The following is a 16,085-nucleotide window of genomic DNA, read 5'->3' on the forward strand; positions in this document are numbered from 1 at the left end:
CCCGTCCGGTTGCCTCCTGATCGGAACCTCACAGTGCCGCACCGCCCCGCCGACCGGGAGCACAATGGGTGAGCGGGGGATGCCCCGCGTCGAGGCGGACGGGGCGAGGAGGCCGGCACATGCATTCCGACCTTTCGCCGTCGGGCCGTACCGGAGTCCTCCTGGTCGGCACCCGCGGGCAGCGGGGGCCCGGGGAGGTGCTGATCAGGATCCGGGGCGGGTTGGAAACCTTCCTGGCCTGGTCCGACACGGAGCTGCCGAAGGGGACGACCGTCCTGGTCGTCGAAACCCGGGGCCGGCGCACGGTCGACGTCGTGGCGTGGGACGTCCCGGAGTCCACGCCAGAACCCCCTTCCTAGTGTTCGTCTAAGGACAGTCGATGTTCGGTTACCGCGTTCCGGCCCCCAACGAGGCCATGCTGATTTCGGGCGGCAAGAGCAGCAAGGGTTCGTCGCCGTTCCGGGTCGTCACCGGTCACGGCGCGTTTGTCATGCCGGTCTTCCGGAAAGTCCGGTTCCTCACGCTTTCCATGTGTGAGGCCGAAGTGACCGAAGTGTGCGTCACGAAACAGGCGATCGCCCTGACCGTGCGGGCGGTGATCGCGTTCAAGGTCGGCAACGACACCGAGAGCATCGTCAACGCCGGGCAGCGCTTCCTCTCCGACCAGGACCAGATGTCGGTGCTGACCGGCCGGATCTTCTCCGGGCACCTGCGCTCGATCATCGGGTCGATGACGGTCGAGGAGATCATCACCGAGCGGCAGAAGCTCGCCACCGAGGTGCTGGACGGCTCGGCGGTGGAGATGGCGAAGATCGGCCTGTCGGTCGACGCGCTGCAGATCCAGTCGATCGACGACATGAAGCTCGGCTACATCGCGGCGATGGCCGCGCCGCACAACGCCGCGATCCAGCGGGACGCCCAGATCGCCCAGGCCGTCGCGAACAAGGCCGCGGCCGAGGCCGAACAGGAGTCGCAGCGGACGCAGGCGGAGTACGCCCGGCAGACGTCGATCGTGCAGGCGCGTTACCGCGCCGAGGTCGAGGCGGCCCAGGCGCAGGCCGCCCAGGCCGGGCCGCTCGCGCAGGCCAAGGCGCAGCAGGAGGTCATCGACGCACGGACCGAGCTGGCCCAGCGCGAGGCCGAGCTGCGGCAGCAGCAGCTGGTGGCCGAGGTGATCAAGCCGGCCGACGCGGAGGCCGAGCGGATCCGCATCCTCGCGCTGGCCGACGCGGAGAAGATGCGTGTGCAGGCGGAGGCGGCGGCGTCGAACAACCGCGTCGCGCTCGACCGGATGCTCATCGACCAGCTGCCGATGATCGTCAAGGAGGCCGGGCGCGGGCTGGCCGGCGCGAACGTCAACATCCTCAACGGCGCCGACGGCCTGGGCGAGATGGCCGCCGGGCTCGTCGGCCAGGGACTGTCCATTCTGGACTCGGTGAAGCGCGGGCTGAGCACCTCGCCGCCGGAGCCCGCCGGGGCGCCGGAGGAGAACGGGCAGGCGCCGGTGCAGGGTGAGCTCACCCAGTAGCGCTTTGTCGACTCAGGAGGCGGGCTTCACCGCGACGACCAGGTCACGCAGGATGGCCTGGTCGACCCGGTGGGTGAACTCCGCCCACGGGCCGCCCTCGCGGACGTCGAGCCCGGCCTTGCGCAGCACCTCGGTGAGCTCCTCGCGGGGCAGGACCGTGGTGTTCCAGGAGATGCCGAGCGCGCCGCCCGGGCGCAGCACCCGCGTCCACACCGGGACGGCCGCCGCCAGCAGGTCACGCGGGCTGCGCTGCAGACCGGCTTCGCGGTGGCTGCCGTGCTGCACGCCGTACGGCGCGTCGGTGACGATCACGTCGCACGAGTTCGCCCGCAGCACCTCGTCGGTGGTGAGCGTGTCGGCCTGGAAGTAGGTGAGCTTGCGGGTGTCGCCGGTTTTGTAGTCTTCCTTGTCCAGCGCGTACTCGATGTCGAGCCGGCGGCCGAGGCGGACCTTGTTGCGCCGCAGCTGTCCCGAGTCGGCCGTGTGCTTGACGCGCTTGTTGCGCAACCAAGTCTTGATGAACGCCTCGTAGGCCTCGAAGTCCTTGGCGTCGACGTCCAGGCCGGTGGCGTGCAGGCCGTACATGATCGCCTGGTTGAGCGTGGTGCCGCGGCCGCACAGCGGGTCGAGCAGGTACTTCGGCTTGTCCCCGAAGGGATCCGCGGTGGCCAGCAGCGTGACGTTCAGCAGGAGCTTCGTGAACGACTCGTTGGTCTTGCCGGCGTACTTCAGGATGGTCAGCAGGTCCGAGTCGGCCTTCGCCAGCGGTGTCACGGTGACCGGACGGAGGACGCCGTCACCCAGCTCGAACAGCGCGTAGAGCGAAGACAGGTTCGACAACAGCGCGATGTCGGGCTCGCCGAGCGCCGCCGAACTGGTGAACCGGACGTAGCCGACCCCGCCGAGCTCGACGTCCTCGATCCCGGACAGCTCGGCCGACAGCGCCGCGCCGAACACCGCCAGCTCGGCCCGCAGCAGCGCGGGCGCGGAGGCGGCGTAGACCCGGTTGGCGGACGGGTGGACCAGGATCACGTACTCAGGCATCCCGCAGAGCGTAGCGTGACGCACCGTGACCCCTACTTTGGCGCAGGACATCCGCGACGCGGCGGCGCTGCTGCGGTCGGCCACCGACGTGACCGTGCTCGGCCACGTCCGTCCGGACGCGGACGCGCTCGGCAGCGCGCTCGCCCTCGGCCGGGCGCTGCGCCAGCGCGGCGCGAAGGTGCGTGTGTCCTTCGGTGAGCCCGACGAGGCGCCGGAGACGCTGCGGTGGCTCGACGAGGACGGCCTGCTCACCCACCCGGACGACCTGCCGGACACCGAGGCGCTGCTGGTCTGCGTCGACACGCCGGTGCCGAAGCGGCTGGGCCGGCTGGCCGGGCGGGTCGAGCTCGCCGGGTCGGTGCTGGTCATCGACCATCACGCGACCAACACGTGCTACGGCGGCTGCAACGTCGTCGACGAGACCGCCGAGGCCAGCGCGATCCTGGTGTTCCGGATCCTGGACGAGCTGGGCGTCACCCTCGATGAGCCGATCGCGCGCGGGATCTACGCGGGGATCGTCACCGACACGAGTGGTTTCCGGCGGGCGAGTCCCGAAACGCACCGGATGGCGGCGCGGCTGCTGGAGGCGGGCGTCGACGCCGAAGCGGTGGTGCGGCGGATCGTCGACGAGCGGCCGTTCACGTGGCTGCCGATGCTGTCGGCCGTCTTGCGCGAGGCCGAACTGGAGCCGGAAGCCGCGCAGGGCAAGGGTTTTGTGCACGCGGTCGTCCGCGTCGACGAGGCGCGCACGGTGCGGGGCGAAGAGGTCGAGTCGGTGATCGACGTCGTCCGTTCGGTGCGCGAGGCGGCCGTCGCGGCGGTGCTCAAACAGGACGTGACGAACCCGGCGCAATGGCAGATCTCCTTGCGCTCGATCGGAATCGACGTCTCGGCGGTGGCGTCGGAGTTCGGCGGCGGCGGGCACCGGCAGGCCGCGGGCTGCACGATCGCGGGCAGCGCCGAGGAGGTCCTGGCCGGGCTGCGGGCCGCGCTGGAGCGGGCGCCGCTGCTGTGAGATTCCCGTCAGCCGGAACTGTCGGTGGCGGCGGTTAGAGTCCGGTTCGTGGTGAATGTGGACGAGATCGAACGGGTGCCGGCGAAGCGCGTGCTGGGCCTGGCCGTGCCGGCGCTGGGCGTGCTGGCCGCCGAGCCGTTGTACGTGCTGGTCGACACGGCCGTGGTCGGCCACCTCGACGCGCTGTCGCTGGCCGGCCTCGCGCTCGGCGGGGTCGTGCTGGCCCAGGTGTCGAGCCAGCTGACGTTCCTGTCGTACGGCACGACGTCACGCACCGCCCGGCTGCACGGCGCGGGCCGGCGCGGTGACGCGGTGCGCGAGGGTGTGCAGGCGACGTGGCTGGCGCTGCTGGTCGGGCTCGTCGTGCTGGTCGCCGGGCAGCTGCTGGCCTGGCCGATCGCGCGAGTGCTGTCGGGCAGCGATGTCACGGCCGTCGCGGCCGTGTCGTGGATCCGGATCGCCCTGTTCGGCGCGCCGATGATCCTGGTCACGATGGCCGGCAACGGCTGGATGCGCGGGGTGCAGGACTCGGCGAAACCGCTGCGGTACGTCTTGGCGGGCAACGGGATTTCGGCGGTGCTGTGCCCGGTGCTCGTCTACTGGGCGGGGCTGGGCCTGGAGGGCTCGGCGATCGCGAACGTCGTCGCGCAGGTGATCTCGGCGTCGCTGTTCTTCGCGGCGCTGGTGAAGGAGAAGGTCGGGCTGCGGCCGGACTTCAAGGTGATGCGCGCGCAGCTCGGCCTGGGCCGCGACCTGGTGCTGCGCAGCCTCGCGTTCCAGGCGTGCTTCGTCTCGGCGGCGGCCGTCGCGGCCCGGACGTCGACGGAGGCGGTGGGCGCCCACCAGATCGTGCTGCAGCTGTGGTCGTTCCTCGCGCTGGTGCTGGACTCGGTGGCGATCGCCGCGCAGTCCCTGGTCGGCGCGGCCCTGGGGGCGGACTCGGCGCGTCAGGCGCGCGGGGTGGCCGGGCAGATCACCCGGTACGGGCTGCTGCTGGGGTGCTTCCTGGGGGTGGTGTTCGCGGCGCTGTCGTGGGTGCTGCCGCACGCGTTCACGTCCGACCCGGGGGTGCTGGCGGAGATCCCGCACGCGTGGTGGTTCTTCGTGGCGCTCCAGCCGATCGCGGGGGTGGTCTTCGCCCTGGACGGCGTCCTGCTCGGCGCGGGCGACGCGGCGTTCCTCCGCAACGCGACGCTCGGCAGCGCGGCCCTCGGTTTCCTCCCGCTGATCTGGGCGTCCCTGGGCTTCGGCTGGGGCCTCACGGGCATCTGGATCGGTCTCTCGCTGTTCATGGTCTTCCGCCTGGCGGCGGTCCTGGCCCGCTGGCGCTCCGGAAACTGGGCCGTCACCGGCGCCATCCGCCCGGCCTGACCCGCGTGATCAGGAGCTCGACACGCGTGACTGGAGGGTCGACACGCGTGATCAGAGGGTCGACACGGCGAACGCCGGCCCGATGCGCCGTGTCGACCCTTCAATCACGCGTGTCGACTCCCCAATCACGCGTGTCGTCCGTTCAGGCTCGGGCTCGGCGGGCGTGGCGGACTCGGCGGTCCACCAGGCGACGCAGGATCGGGGCCGCGAGCGGGCCCAGCGCCGCGAGCAGGGCCACCGACCGGTCCGGGTACACCGCGTACCGCTCCCGCTCCACCGCCCGGACGATCGCCGACGCCACGGCCTCGGGCGCCATCGGGCGGATCGTGCCGCTGATCGCCGCCGTCGCCGCGGGTTTCCAGCGGTTCTCCTCCGCCAGCTGCGGGGTGTCGACGTCCGGCGGGTACACACACGCGACGTGCACCCCGGCCGGGTTCAGCTCGTCGCGCAACGCCTCCATCAGCCCGCGCACCGCGAACTTCGCCGGCGCATACGCCGTGTACCCGTAGATCCCCAGCACCGCGGCCGCCGACGAGATCGCGACGATCGAGCCGCGGCCCCGCCGGACCATCGACGGCGTCACCGCCCGGACCGCGTGCAGCGTCCCGAAGTAGTCGACCTCCACCATCCGCCGGAAGACCTCGTCGTCCAGCTCCAGGAACTCGCCCGGACGCGCCTGGCCCGCGCACGTCACCAGCACGTCGCACGGCCCCGCCGAAGCCACCAGCTCCGCGAAGACGGCGGACACCTCCGCCTGCGCCGAGACGTCGGCGACGGCGGTCCGGACCGAGGCACCGCGTGACTTCAGCGACACCGCGGCCTTCCGCAGCCGCGATTCGTCCCGCGCCACCAGGGAGACCGACGCGCCGCGCGCGGCCAGCGCCGCCGCCGTCGCCAGCCCGATCCCACTGGACCCGCCCGTGATCACCGCGTGCGCCCCGTGCAGGCCGGTCACGACACCACCCCCGAATGTGAAGAACATTCAGATACAACCATGTGGTGAACGCCACCGGGATCACAGCTATGTTTCGTCGTTGCTTAGGCGCTACAAGTAGTAGGGACGGCAGCGCAGGCGTCCGCACGGAACGAACGCCGAAACCCTGGAGGAACTTGTGCCGCCCGCCACCGGCCGCGCCACCGCCCGGTCCTGGCTCATCTGGCTCGCCGCCGTCACCGTCTACCTCCTCGCGGTCTTCCACCGCACCTCCTTCGGCGTCGCCGGCCTGCAGGCGGCCGAACGCTTCGGCGTCGGCGCGGCCGCGCTCGGCACCTTCACCGTCCTGCAGGTCGGCGTGTACGCCGCGATGCAGATCCCGACCGGCGTCCTGGTCGACCGCTACGGCCCGCGCCGCGTCCTCACCGTCGCGGTGCTGGTGCTCGGCGCCGGCCAGCTCCTCCTCGGCATCGCCCACTCCTACGGCCTCGGCCTGCTCGCCCGCGGGGTGCTCGGCCTCGGCGACGCGCTCACGTTCGTCAGCGTGCTTCGCCTGGTCGCGGCCCACTTCCCGGGTCGCCAGTACGCGCTGCTGACGTCGTTCACCGCGGCCGTCGGGTACATCGGCAACCTCGCCGCGACCGTCCCGCTGTCGCTGCTGCTCGACTCCGCGGGCTGGACCCCGACGTTCCTCGCGGTCGGCGCCCTCACCGTCCTCTACACCGTGGTCGTGACGCTGCGGGTCCGCGACGTCCCGGCCGGCGTGGAGCAGCCGGTCCGCGAAGCCGTCCGCCCGCGCGAGCTCGGCCACCAGGTCGCCGAAGCGTGGCGGACGCCGGGGACGCGTCTGGGCTTCTGGGTGCACTTCAGCACGATGTTCGCGCCGAACGCGCTGACGCTGCTGTGGGGCGTGCCCTGGCTGGTGCAGGGCCAAGGCCAGTCGAAGGCCACCGCGAGCGCGCTGCTCACGGTGTTCGTCTTCGGCTCGATGGCGGGTGGCCCGCTGCTGGGCGGCCTGATCGGGCGCCGCCCGTCGCTGCGGATGCCGCTGGTCGGCGGGTACATCGGCGGGGCCGCGCTGCTCTGGGCGGTGCTGCTGAGCTGGCCCGGCCGAGTGCCGGTGGCCGTGCTGGTGCCCGCGTTCGCGTTCCTCGCCCTCGGCGGCCCGGCGTCGATGATCGGCTTCGCGCTGGCCCGCGACTACAACCCGCTGGCCCGCGTCGGCACGGCGACCGGCGTGGTCAACGTCGGCGGCTTCGTCGCGACGACGATCGCCGCGCTCGCGGTGGGTGTCCTGCTGCAGTGGACGGGCGGCAGCTTCCGCCTCTCGCTGCTGGCGATCGTCGCGATCCTGGCGCTGGGCACCTGGCGGATGCTCACCTGGTGGCGCCGCACGCGCGCCCACCTGTTCCTGGCCGAGGCCCGCGGTGAGGAGCTCCCGGTCCGCATCACCCGCCGCCGCTGGGACGCCGCGCTGCCCGAGACGCCGATCGTCGCCGCCTGACCTTGAGCGCCCCAAGGCGGCCTTGGGTGCGTTCAACGCACCGAAGGCCACATCGGGGCGTTGTCCGGCCGGGGTGAACGCACCTGATCGTTCCGCGAGACCCGGCCGCTAGGGTTGCCGCGTGTCGAGCCCGAAACCGCCCCGCCGCCCCGCCCCGCCACCCGGCCTGCTCATCGTCGACAAGCCCGCCGGCATGACGTCGCACGACGTCGTCGCCCGCGCCCGCCGGATCATGGGCACCCGCAAGGTCGGGCACGCCGGCACGCTCGACCCGATGGCGACCGGCGTGCTGGTGCTCGGCATCGAACGCGCCACCAAGCTGCTGGGCCACCTCGCGCTCGACCGCAAGACCTACCTCGCCACGCTGAGCCTCGGCAGCAGCACCACGACCGACGACGCCGAGGGCGAAGTCCTCTCCAGCGCGGACACCCAGGCCGTGGCAGACGACGCCATCGCGCGCGGGATCGCCAAGCTCACCGGCGACATCCAGCAGGTGCCGAGCGCGGTCAGCGCCGTCAAGATCGACGGCAAGCGCGCCTACGCCCGGGTCCGCGCCGGCGAGGACGTCGTCATCCCGCCGCGCCCGGTCACCGTCTACCGCTTCGACGTCCTCGCGATCCGCCACGAGGACGACCGCGTGGAGGTCGACGCCGTCGTCGAGTGCTCGTCCGGCACCTACGTCCGCGCGCTGGCCCGCGACCTCGGCGCGGACCTCGGCGTCGGCGGCCACCTGCGGGCCCTGCGGCGCACCACGGTCGGCCCGTTCACCCTGGCCAAGGCGAGGACCCTCGACCAGCTCGAGGAGACGCCCGAGCTGAGCCTGGACCTCGACGCCGCGGTCGCCGCGGCCTTCCCGCGGCGCGACCTCGACGCCGCGACGGCCAAGGCGGTCCGCCACGGCCAGCGCATCCCGGCGGCCGGCGTCGAGGGCACCTACGGGCTCTTCGGGCCGGACGGGCGGGTGCTCGCGCTGGCGGCGGATGAACAAGGTGTGTCCCGAGCAGTGGTCGTGTTGCTGCCCGCCTAGGGTGGGCCCGGAGAGACGGGAGTGTGACGTGCTGCGGTGGCGTGGGCTGGGGGACCTTCCCGGCGGCTGGGGCCGGTGCGTGGTCACCATCGGCGTGTTCGACGGTGTGCACCGCGGGCACCAGGAGCTGGTGAACCGGACGGTCGCGGCGGCGGCCGAACGCGGGCTGCCGAGCGTCATGGTGACGTTCGACCCGCACCCGTCGGAGGTGCTGCGCCCGGGCAGCCACCCGGCGCAGCTGACCACGTTGCGGCGCAAGGCGGAGATCGTCGAGAGCCTCGGCGTCGACGTCTTCTGCGTGCTGCCGTTCACCTTGGAGCTGTCCCGGCTGCAGCCGGAGGAGTTCGTGCACGAGGTGCTGGTCGACCGGCTGCACGCGGCCGCGGTGATCGTCGGCGACAACTTCACCTTCGGCGCCAAGGCCGCGGGCGACGTCGCGCTGCTGCGCACGCTCGGCCGCCGGTTCGGGTTCGCCGCCTACGGCGCGGAACTGCAGGGCAAGGAACTGTCCGAAGAGGACCAGTCCGCCATCACCTTCTCCAGCACGTACGTCCGTTCGTGCATCGACGCCGGTGACGTGGTCGCCGCCGCCGAGGCGCTCGGCCGCCCGCACCGGCTGGAGGGCATCGTCGTCCGCGGCGACGGCCGGGGCCACGAGCTCGGCTACCCGACGGCGAACCTGTCGACGCCGCGCTTCGCCGCCGTCCCGGCCGACGGCGTCTACAGCGCCTGGTTCACCCGCTCGGCTGACCCTTCGCGCCGGTTGCGCGCGGCCGTCTCGGTGGGCACCAACCCGACGTTCTCCGGGCGCGAGCGGACGGTCGAGGCGTTCGTCCTCGACGTCGACGAGGACTTCTACGGCCAGCACGTGGCGATCGACTTCGGCACCCGGCTGCGCGACCAGGTGCGGTTCGCCGACTCGGCCGGGCTGGTCGCGCAGATCGACGAAGACGTCGTCGCGACGAGAAAGGCACTGGAGCTGCCCCCGGACGCCCCGACCGGGGGCGAATAGGGGCGTTTCGCGTTCACGCACGTGACAGCGGTGGCAAGATGCTCAGGCAGAGCGGGCGAGCGGGTTTAGGGGAGCGGAACTGGTGGAGGACCACAAGATCGTCCAGCGGAACATCGCGCTGCAGCGGGAGTGGTACGGCGAGCCGCTGGGTGACCGGGTGCGCCGCCTCGTGGTCGCGTTCGACGTTTCGCAGGCGTTCCTGGCCGAGGTCCTCGGCATCAGCGCCCCGATGCTCAGCCAGGTGATGAGCGGCCGGCGGGCCAAGATCGGCAACCCCGTCGTGCTGGCCAGGATGATCATGCTCGAGCGCAAGATCCTGGTGCCCGAGGTCGCCGCCGGCAACCGCGACGCGATGCTGGCCGCGCTCGAGGACGTCCGCGACTCCCGGCCCACCGTCGGCCGCGACAACATCCCGGTGGTCAACGACGACCAGGCCGTCCTCACCTACCTGCGCGACCTGGCCGAGGACGAAGACCTGGGCGAGGCCGCCAAGCGCCTCGACGACGACTTCCCGGCCATCGCCGACCTGCTCCGCCGGGCGGGCCACGGCGCCTGATGCCGGTCCTGTTCAGCGCGCTCGTCCCGCCCGCCGACGTCGTCGAGGCGGTCGCCGAGGCCCTGGCCGACCCGGACGACGGCCTGCGCTGGGAGCCGCCGGAGCGCTGGCACATCACGCTCGCCTACTACGGCCGGGACGACCTGGACGTCCGCGGGGCCTGGCTGGGCGAGCGCCTGGCCGGGCGGCCCGCGGTCGACGTCCGGCTGGAAAAGGCCGCGACGTTCCCGGGGGTGCTGTGGTTGACTGCCGCCGGAGCACAGCTGACGCCCCTCGCACACGCCGCGGGGGCCGGCGCCGAAGCGAGGCCGTACCGGGCCCACCTGACGCTCGCGCGGTTCCCCCGGGAAGAACCGGGGCGCGCCGGACGTTGGACAACGGCGTTGGCCGGTTTCACCAGCCGGAGCTGGACCGCCACGCACGTCGTGCTGATGACCAGCGAGCGCGAGCCGGGCGGGAGCCGCTATCGGGTGGTTCGCTCGTTCGGGTTGGACGACGCCTGAAGGCCCTGCTCAGGGGCGCTTGCGGCCTGAATGGTAACGTCGTGACCGGGTCCGGCTGCAGTCCGTGGCGGCCGTGACCGTCTTCCCGGCGTTCATTCCGCGTCCGGGGCCGCACGGCACTGATCATTTCGAGGAGTAACACAAGTGGCGCTGTCCACCGAAGAGAAGAAGTCGATCCTGGCCGAGTACGGCGTGCACGACTCGGACACGGGATCCCCCGAGGCCCAGGTCGCGCTGCTGACCAAGCGGATCGTCGGCCTCACCGAGCACCTCAAGGCTCACAAGCACGACCACCACTCGCGTCGCGGGCTCCTGCTGCTGGTCGGCCGTCGCCGCCGGCTGCTGAACTACGTGATGAAGGTGGACATCGAGCGTTACCGTGCGCTGATCCAGCGCCTCGGCCTGCGCCGATAGCTTGAAGCCGAAGGGGAGTGGCCGCCGGTCGCTCCCCTTCGGTCCAAAGAAGGAAGAAACGGCGCGAGCGCGCGCGAGGGACCGTCCGCCGGTCCTCGGTAGTGGCTTCCGGGAAGAGTCCCGGGGGCTTCGATCGAAGACCGGCATCACTCCTCGAGCGTCCTCAAGCGAAACGGGTCCCAGGGTGGGAGACTCGCGCCGGATAGAAGGAACCAAAGAGGAGAAACATCTATGACCGACTCCACCGGAGTCACCGTGCACGAGACCGAAGCCGTGATCGACAACGGCCGGTTCGGCACCCGCACCGTCCGCTTCGAGACGGGCCGCCTGGCCAAGCAGGCCGCCGGCGCCGTCGTGGCTTACCTCGACGAAGAGACCATGCTGCTCTCGGCGACCACGGCGTCGAAGCACCCGAAGGACCACTTCGACTTCTTCCCGCTGACCGTGGACGTCGAAGAGCGCATGTACGCCGCGGGCCGCATCCCGGGCGCGTTCTTCCGCCGCGAGGGCCGGCCCTCCACGGACGCGATCCTGACCTGCCGCCTGATCGACCGGCCGCTGCGCCCGTCGTTCACCGACGGTCTCCGCAACGAGATCCAGGTCGTCATCACCGTCCAGAGCCTCAACCCGGACGACCCGTACGACGTGCTGGCCATCAACGCCGCTTCGGCGTCGACCCAGATCGCCGGCCTGCCGTTCTCGGGCCCGGTCGGCGGCGTGCGCGTCGCCCTGATCGAGGACCAGTGGGTCGCGTTCCCGACCTGGTCGCAGCTGGAGAAGGCCACCTTCAACATGGTCGTCGCCGGTCGCATCGTCGGTGACGACGTCGCGATCATGATGGTCGAGGCCGAGGGCACCGAGCACACGCTCGACCTGATCGCCGCGGGCGGCAAGGCGCCGGACGAGGTCTCGGTCGCCGAGGGCCTCGAGGCCGCGAAGCCGTTCATCAAGGTGCTGTGCGAGGCCCAGCAGAAGCTGGCCGAGGTCGCCGCCAAGCCGACCGGCGAGTTCCCGGTCTTCCTGGCCTACGAGCAGGACGCCTTCGAGGCCGTCGCCGCGATCGCGACCGACGACCTGGCGAACGCCCTGCAGATCGCCGGCAAGCAGGCCCGTGACGCCGCGACCGACGAGGTCAAGGCCGCCGTCCTGGAGAAGGTCGGCATCGGCGAGGGCGAAGCCTTCGAGGGCCGCGAGAAGGAGATCGGCGCCGCGTTCAAGGCGCTGTCCAAGAAGGTCATGCGCAAGCGCGTCCTCACGGACAAGATCCGCATGGACGGCCGTGGCCTCACCGACATCCGGTCGCTCTCGGCCGAGGTCGCCGTGATCCCGCGGGCGCACGGCTCGGCGCTGTTCGAGCGCGGCGAGACCCAGATCCTGGGTGTCACCACGCTGAACATGCTCCGCATGGAGCAGCAGATCGACTCGCTCTCCCCGGAGACGCACAAGCGCTACCTGCACCACTACAACTTCCCGCCCTTCTCCACCGGTGAGACCGGCCGCGTCGGTTCGCCGAAGCGCCGCGAAATCGGCCACGGCATGCTCGCCGAGCGCGCCCTGGTGCCGGTGCTGCCGAAGCGGGACGAGTTCCCGTACGCGATCCGCCAGGTCTCCGAGGCGCTGGGCTCCAACGGCTCGACGTCGATGGGCTCGGTCTGCGCGTCCACCATGGGCCTGTACAACGCCGGTGTGCCGCTGAAGGCGCCGGTCGCGGGCATCGCGATGGGCCTCATCTCCGACGAGGTCGACGGCGAGACCCGCTACGTCGCGCTGACCGACATCCTCGGGGCCGAGGACGCCATGGGCGACATGGACTTCAAGGTCGCCGGCACCAAGGACATCATCACCGCCCTGCAGCTGGACACCAAGCTCGACGGCATCCCGTCGGAGGTGCTCGCCGCCGCGCTGAAGCAGGCGAAGGACGCTCGCCTCACCATCCTGGAGGTCATCGCCGAGGCGATCGACGGCCCGGACGAGATGAGCCCGTTCTCGCCGCGCGTCACCAGCGTGAAGATCCCGGTCGACAAGATCGGCGAGGTCATCGGCCCGAAGGGCAAGATGATCAACTCGATCACCGAGCAGACCGGCGCCGACATCTCCATCGAGGACGACGGCACGATCTACGTGGGCGCGGCCGACGGCCCGTCGGCGGAGGCGGCGATCGACCTGATCAACGCCATCGCCAACCCGCAGCTGCCCAAGGTCGGCGAGCGCTTCCTCGGCACCGTGGTGAAGACGGCCGCGTTCGGCGCGTTCGTCTCGCTGCTGCCGGGCAAGGACGGCCTGGTGCACATCTCCAAGCTGGGCAACGGCAAGCGGATCGCCAAGGTCGAGGACGTCGTCAACGTGGGCGACAAGCTCCGCGTCGAGATCGCCGACATCGACAACCGCGGCAAGATCAGCCTGATCGTCGTCAAGGAAGACGAGGCCCCCGCCGAGGGTGCCGCGCCCGCCGCCGACGCCGAGAAGGCCGACGCCAAGTAAGACGCAAGTCCCGCTGAAGGCCTCCTGACCCGCCCGGCGCAAGTTGTCGTGAGTGGTAATTAGGGTTCTAACCCGAATTACCACTCACGACCCCGGCGGCAGGGGGCCTTCACGGCATCGTGAGTAAGGAACCCATGGCACGGCAGGTTTCCGGGCACGAGCAGCCCATCGGCACCACCCGCACGCTGGAGTCCACTCCGGACGGCGCGGTCGTCAAGCGCAGCGTGCTGCCCGGCGGTCTGCGCGTGATCACCGAGCACGTTCCGGCGTCCCGCTCGGCCACGGTCGGGCTGTGGGTCGGCATCGGCTCCCGCGACGAGCCGGTGGCTGTCGCCGGCGCCGCGCACTACCTCGAGCACCTGCTGTTCAAGGGCACGAAGAACCGCGACGCCACGCAGATCGCCGAGGAGATCGACGCCGTCGGCGGCGAGTTCAACGCCTTCACGGCGAAGGAGCACACCTGCTACTACGCGCAGGTGCTCGACGCCGACCTCCCGCTGGCCGTCGACCTGGTCACCGACGTCGTGTTCGAGGCGCTGTGCACCGACCGCGACATGGACATGGAACGCAGCGTCGTGCTCGAAGAGATCTCGATGCGCGACGACGACCCCGAAGACCTGCTGCACGAGACGTTCGTCAGCGCGATCCTCGGTGAGCACCCGCTCGGCCGTCCGGTGCTCGGCACCGAGAAGTCGATCATCGAGATGTCGCCCGCCGCGCTGCGGAACTTCTACAAGCGCCGCTACACGCTGCCGCGGATGGTGCTGGCGGTGGCCGGGAACGTCGACCACAGCCAGGTGCTCCGGCTGGTGCGCAAGGCTTTGCACGGCCGCCTGGACGGCACGGCCACACCGGTCGCGCCGCGGGAGGGCCGCGCCCGGATCAAGACCCCGCCGAAGCTGGCCCTGCACACCGACGACACCGAGCAGGCGCACGTCATGCTCGGCCTGCGGTCGCTGTCGCGCCACGACGAGCGCCGTTTCGCGCTCTCGGTGCTCAACGCGGCCCTCGGCGGCGGCATGAGCTCGCGGCTGTTCCAGGAGATCCGCGAGCAGCGCGGGCTGGCCTACCAGGTGTACTCGTCCGTTGCGAGCTACTCCGACACCGGCCACATGTCCGTGTACGCGGGCTGCCAGCCGGAGAAGCTCGGCGACGTCGCGGGTGTGATCCGCGAGGTCCTCGACAAGGTCGGCGTCGACGGCCTGACCGAAGCCGAGGTGGCCCGCGCGAAGGGCCAGTTGCGCGGCGGGCTGGTGCTGGGCCTGGAGGACACGTCGTCGCGGATGTCGCGGCTCGGCAAGACCGAGCTCAACTACGCGCGTTATCTCGGTGTCGACGACACGATCGCCCGCATCGACGCCGTCACCACCGAGGACGTGTGTGCGCTCGCTCGCACTTTGTTCGCGCGGCCAGGCGGGGTCTCGGCGGCGGCGGTCGTCGGGCCGTACGCTCACGCCGACGACCTGCCCGACGACTTGCACGAGGTGATCGCTTCATGACCATCAACGTCGGTGTGCTCGGCGCCCGCGGCCGGATGGGCGCGACGGTGGTGAACGCCGTCGAGGGGGCCGGCGACATGAAGGTCGTCGCCGCTTTGGACGCGGGCGATGATTTCTCGGCGCTGGCCGAGGCCGAGGTCGTGGTCGACTTCACCCACCCCGACGCCGTGATGGACAACCTGAAGTACCTGATCTCGCACGACATCCACGCGGTCGTCGGCACCACGGGCTTCAGCGAGTCGCGGTTGGCCGAGCTGCGCGCGCTGCTGGAGCCGAAGCCGTCGCTGGGGGTGCTGATCGCGCCGAACTTCGCGCTCGGCGCGGTTCTGGCGATGCGTTTCGCGGCCCAGGCGGCCAAGTTCTACGCCTCGGCCGAGATCATCGAGCTGCACCACAACCGCAAGGCCGACGCACCTTCGGGCACCGCCGCGCACACCGCGCGGATGATCGCCGCGGCGCGGGCCGAGGCGGGCGTGAAGCCGGGTCCGGACGCGACGACGTCGGAGCTCGACGGCGCCCGCGGCGCCTCGGTCGAGGACGTCCACGTGCACTCGGTCCGGCTGCCGGGTCTCGTGGCGCACGAGGAGATCCTGTTCGGGGGCGAGGGGGAGACCCTGACCATCCGGCACGACTCGCTCGACCGGACGTCGTTCATGCCGGGGGTGCTGCTCGGCGTGCGCACGGTGGTGGCGCGCCCCGGCCTGACGGTCGGCCTGGAGAACGTGCTCGACCTGTGAAGGCTCGCAACATCGCGCTGCTGATGACGGCGGCGCTGGTCGTCTACCTGGTCCTGCTCGCCGACCGGGCGTTCGCGCTGTTCGCGTCCGGCTCCGGCGCGGGCATCGCGCTGGGCGTCGGGGTGCTGCTGCTGCCGATCCTGGGGATCTGGATCGTGGTGGTGACCTGGCGCAACGGGCTGCAGATCCAGCGCCTCTCGCGGCGGCTGGACTCCGAAGGCGAGCTCCCGGACGTCTCGGACCTGCCGCGCCGGCCCTCGGGTCGTGTCGACCGCGACGCGGCCGACGCGTGGTTCCAGGACCGCCGTGCCGAGGTGGAAGCGGACCAGGAGAACTGGCGGGCGTGGTACAAGCTCGCGTACGCGTACGACATCGCGGGCGACCGGCGACGGGCCCGCGAGACGATGAAGAAGGCTGTGGAGCTGGAAGCCGCCGACCGCTGAGTCTTCCCTGGCAGACT

At 71.3% G+C, this 16,085-nt stretch carries 16 protein-coding genes; 14 read left to right on the forward strand and 2 right to left on the reverse strand.

The window, feature by feature from the left end; genetic code table 11:
- Positions 1-119: 119 nt before the first annotated feature.
- Positions 120-359 (forward strand): hypothetical protein, encoded by a 240-nt coding sequence (locus tag ACZ63E_RS07345; protein WP_465335123.1) that lies wholly within the window; start codon positions 120-122, stop codon positions 357-359.
- A gap of 20 nt (positions 360-379) precedes the next feature.
- Positions 380-1,528, forward strand: coding sequence for an SPFH domain-containing protein (locus ACZ63E_RS07350; RefSeq protein ID WP_465335125.1), 1,149 nt, complete (start codon positions 380-382; stop codon positions 1,526-1,528).
- A 12-nt stretch (positions 1,529-1,540) separates the two neighbouring features.
- On the opposite strand, the gene ACZ63E_RS07355 is transcribed toward ACZ63E_RS07350, so the two are convergent.
- Positions 1,541-2,572 (reverse strand): TRM11 family SAM-dependent methyltransferase, encoded by a 1,032-nt coding sequence (locus tag ACZ63E_RS07355; protein ID WP_465335127.1) that lies wholly within the window; start codon positions 2,570-2,572, stop codon positions 1,541-1,543.
- A gap of 25 nt (positions 2,573-2,597) precedes the next feature.
- Here ACZ63E_RS07355 and ACZ63E_RS07360 point away from each other — a divergent pair, with 25 nt between their 5' ends.
- On the forward strand, positions 2,598-3,587 hold the full coding sequence (locus ACZ63E_RS07360) for a DHH family phosphoesterase (protein ID WP_465335129.1): 990 nt from the start codon (positions 2,598-2,600) through the stop codon (positions 3,585-3,587).
- A 51-nt stretch (positions 3,588-3,638) separates the two neighbouring features.
- Positions 3,639-4,958 carry an MATE family efflux transporter gene (locus ACZ63E_RS07365; protein ID WP_465335513.1) on the forward strand — a complete coding sequence of 440 codons (1,320 nt, stop codon included), beginning with the start codon at positions 3,639-3,641 and terminating at the stop codon, positions 4,956-4,958.
- A gap of 142 nt (positions 4,959-5,100) precedes the next feature.
- Here the strand turns inward: ACZ63E_RS07365 and ACZ63E_RS07370 are convergent, their stop codons facing one another.
- Entirely contained in the window at positions 5,101-5,913 is an 813-nt protein-coding gene (locus ACZ63E_RS07370; RefSeq protein ID WP_465335131.1) for an SDR family oxidoreductase, read from the reverse strand.
- Positions 5,914-6,070: 157 nt separating this feature from the next.
- On the opposite strand from ACZ63E_RS07370, the gene ACZ63E_RS07375 reads away from it, so the two are divergent.
- The 10 genes from ACZ63E_RS07375 (at position 6,071) to ACZ63E_RS07420 (ending at position 16,068) form a co-directional block, all read left to right on the forward strand.
- Positions 6,071-7,396, forward strand: a complete 1,326-nt coding sequence (locus ACZ63E_RS07375; protein ID WP_465335133.1) for an MFS transporter — start codon at positions 6,071-6,073, stop codon at positions 7,394-7,396.
- A 121-nt stretch (positions 7,397-7,517) separates the two neighbouring features.
- Complete coding sequence (gene truB, locus ACZ63E_RS07380; RefSeq protein ID WP_465335135.1) at positions 7,518-8,423, forward strand: tRNA pseudouridine(55) synthase TruB; 906 nt, start codon at positions 7,518-7,520, stop codon at positions 8,421-8,423.
- Between the two features lie 28 nt (positions 8,424-8,451).
- On the forward strand, positions 8,452-9,435 hold the full coding sequence (locus ACZ63E_RS07385; protein ID WP_465309804.1) for a bifunctional riboflavin kinase/FAD synthetase: 984 nt from the start codon (positions 8,452-8,454) through the stop codon (positions 9,433-9,435).
- 82 nt (positions 9,436-9,517) lie between these two features.
- Positions 9,518-9,991 (forward strand): XRE family transcriptional regulator, encoded by a 474-nt coding sequence (locus ACZ63E_RS07390; protein WP_465309805.1) that lies wholly within the window; start codon positions 9,518-9,520, stop codon positions 9,989-9,991.
- Complete coding sequence (gene thpR, locus ACZ63E_RS07395) at positions 9,991-10,494, forward strand: RNA 2',3'-cyclic phosphodiesterase (protein ID WP_465335137.1); 504 nt, start codon at positions 9,991-9,993, stop codon at positions 10,492-10,494. The genes ACZ63E_RS07390 and thpR overlap by 1 nt, the downstream gene beginning before the upstream one ends.
- 144 nt (positions 10,495-10,638) lie before the next feature.
- Positions 10,639-10,908 carry a 30S ribosomal protein S15 gene (gene rpsO / locus ACZ63E_RS07400; RefSeq protein WP_003084034.1) on the forward strand — a complete coding sequence of 90 codons (270 nt, stop codon included), beginning with the start codon at positions 10,639-10,641 and terminating at the stop codon, positions 10,906-10,908.
- A 231-nt stretch (positions 10,909-11,139) separates the two neighbouring features.
- Entirely contained in the window at positions 11,140-13,389 is a 2,250-nt protein-coding gene (locus ACZ63E_RS07405) for a polyribonucleotide nucleotidyltransferase (protein ID WP_465335139.1), read from the forward strand.
- Positions 13,390-13,523: 134 nt separating this feature from the next.
- Positions 13,524-14,888 carry a M16 family metallopeptidase gene (locus ACZ63E_RS07410; RefSeq protein ID WP_465335141.1) on the forward strand — a complete coding sequence of 455 codons (1,365 nt, stop codon included), beginning with the start codon at positions 13,524-13,526 and terminating at the stop codon, positions 14,886-14,888.
- Positions 14,885-15,625 (forward strand): 4-hydroxy-tetrahydrodipicolinate reductase, encoded by a 741-nt coding sequence (gene dapB / locus ACZ63E_RS07415; RefSeq protein ID WP_465335143.1) that lies wholly within the window; start codon positions 14,885-14,887, stop codon positions 15,623-15,625. Before ACZ63E_RS07410 ends, dapB begins: the two co-directional genes overlap by 4 nt.
- Positions 15,622-16,068, forward strand: a complete 447-nt coding sequence (locus tag ACZ63E_RS07420; protein ID WP_465335144.1) for a tetratricopeptide repeat protein — start codon at positions 15,622-15,624, stop codon at positions 16,066-16,068. The genes dapB and ACZ63E_RS07420 overlap by 4 nt, the downstream gene beginning before the upstream one ends.
- The last annotated feature ends 17 nt before the right edge of the window (positions 16,069-16,085 follow it).

This window comes from Amycolatopsis sp. NPDC104819 (assembly GCF_055583145.1).

Coding starts and splice junctions, on each gene's coding strand:
- thpR (WP_465335137.1), top strand. CDS start 9,991: ATGCCGGTCCTGTTCAGCGCGCTCGTCCCGCCCGCCGACGTCGTCGAG.
- ACZ63E_RS07410 (WP_465335141.1), top strand. CDS start 13,524: ATGGCACGGCAGGTTTCCGGGCACGAGCAGCCCATCGGCACCACCCGC.
- ACZ63E_RS07405 (WP_465335139.1), top strand. CDS start 11,140: ATGACCGACTCCACCGGAGTCACCGTGCACGAGACCGAAGCCGTGATC.
- ACZ63E_RS07355 (WP_465335127.1), bottom strand. CDS start 2,572: ATGCCTGAGTACGTGATCCTGGTCCACCCGTCCGCCAACCGGGTCTAC.
- dapB (WP_465335143.1), top strand. CDS start 14,885: ATGACCATCAACGTCGGTGTGCTCGGCGCCCGCGGCCGGATGGGCGCG.
- ACZ63E_RS07350 (WP_465335125.1), top strand. CDS start 380: ATGTTCGGTTACCGCGTTCCGGCCCCCAACGAGGCCATGCTGATTTCG.
- ACZ63E_RS07345 (WP_465335123.1), top strand. CDS start 120: ATGCATTCCGACCTTTCGCCGTCGGGCCGTACCGGAGTCCTCCTGGTC.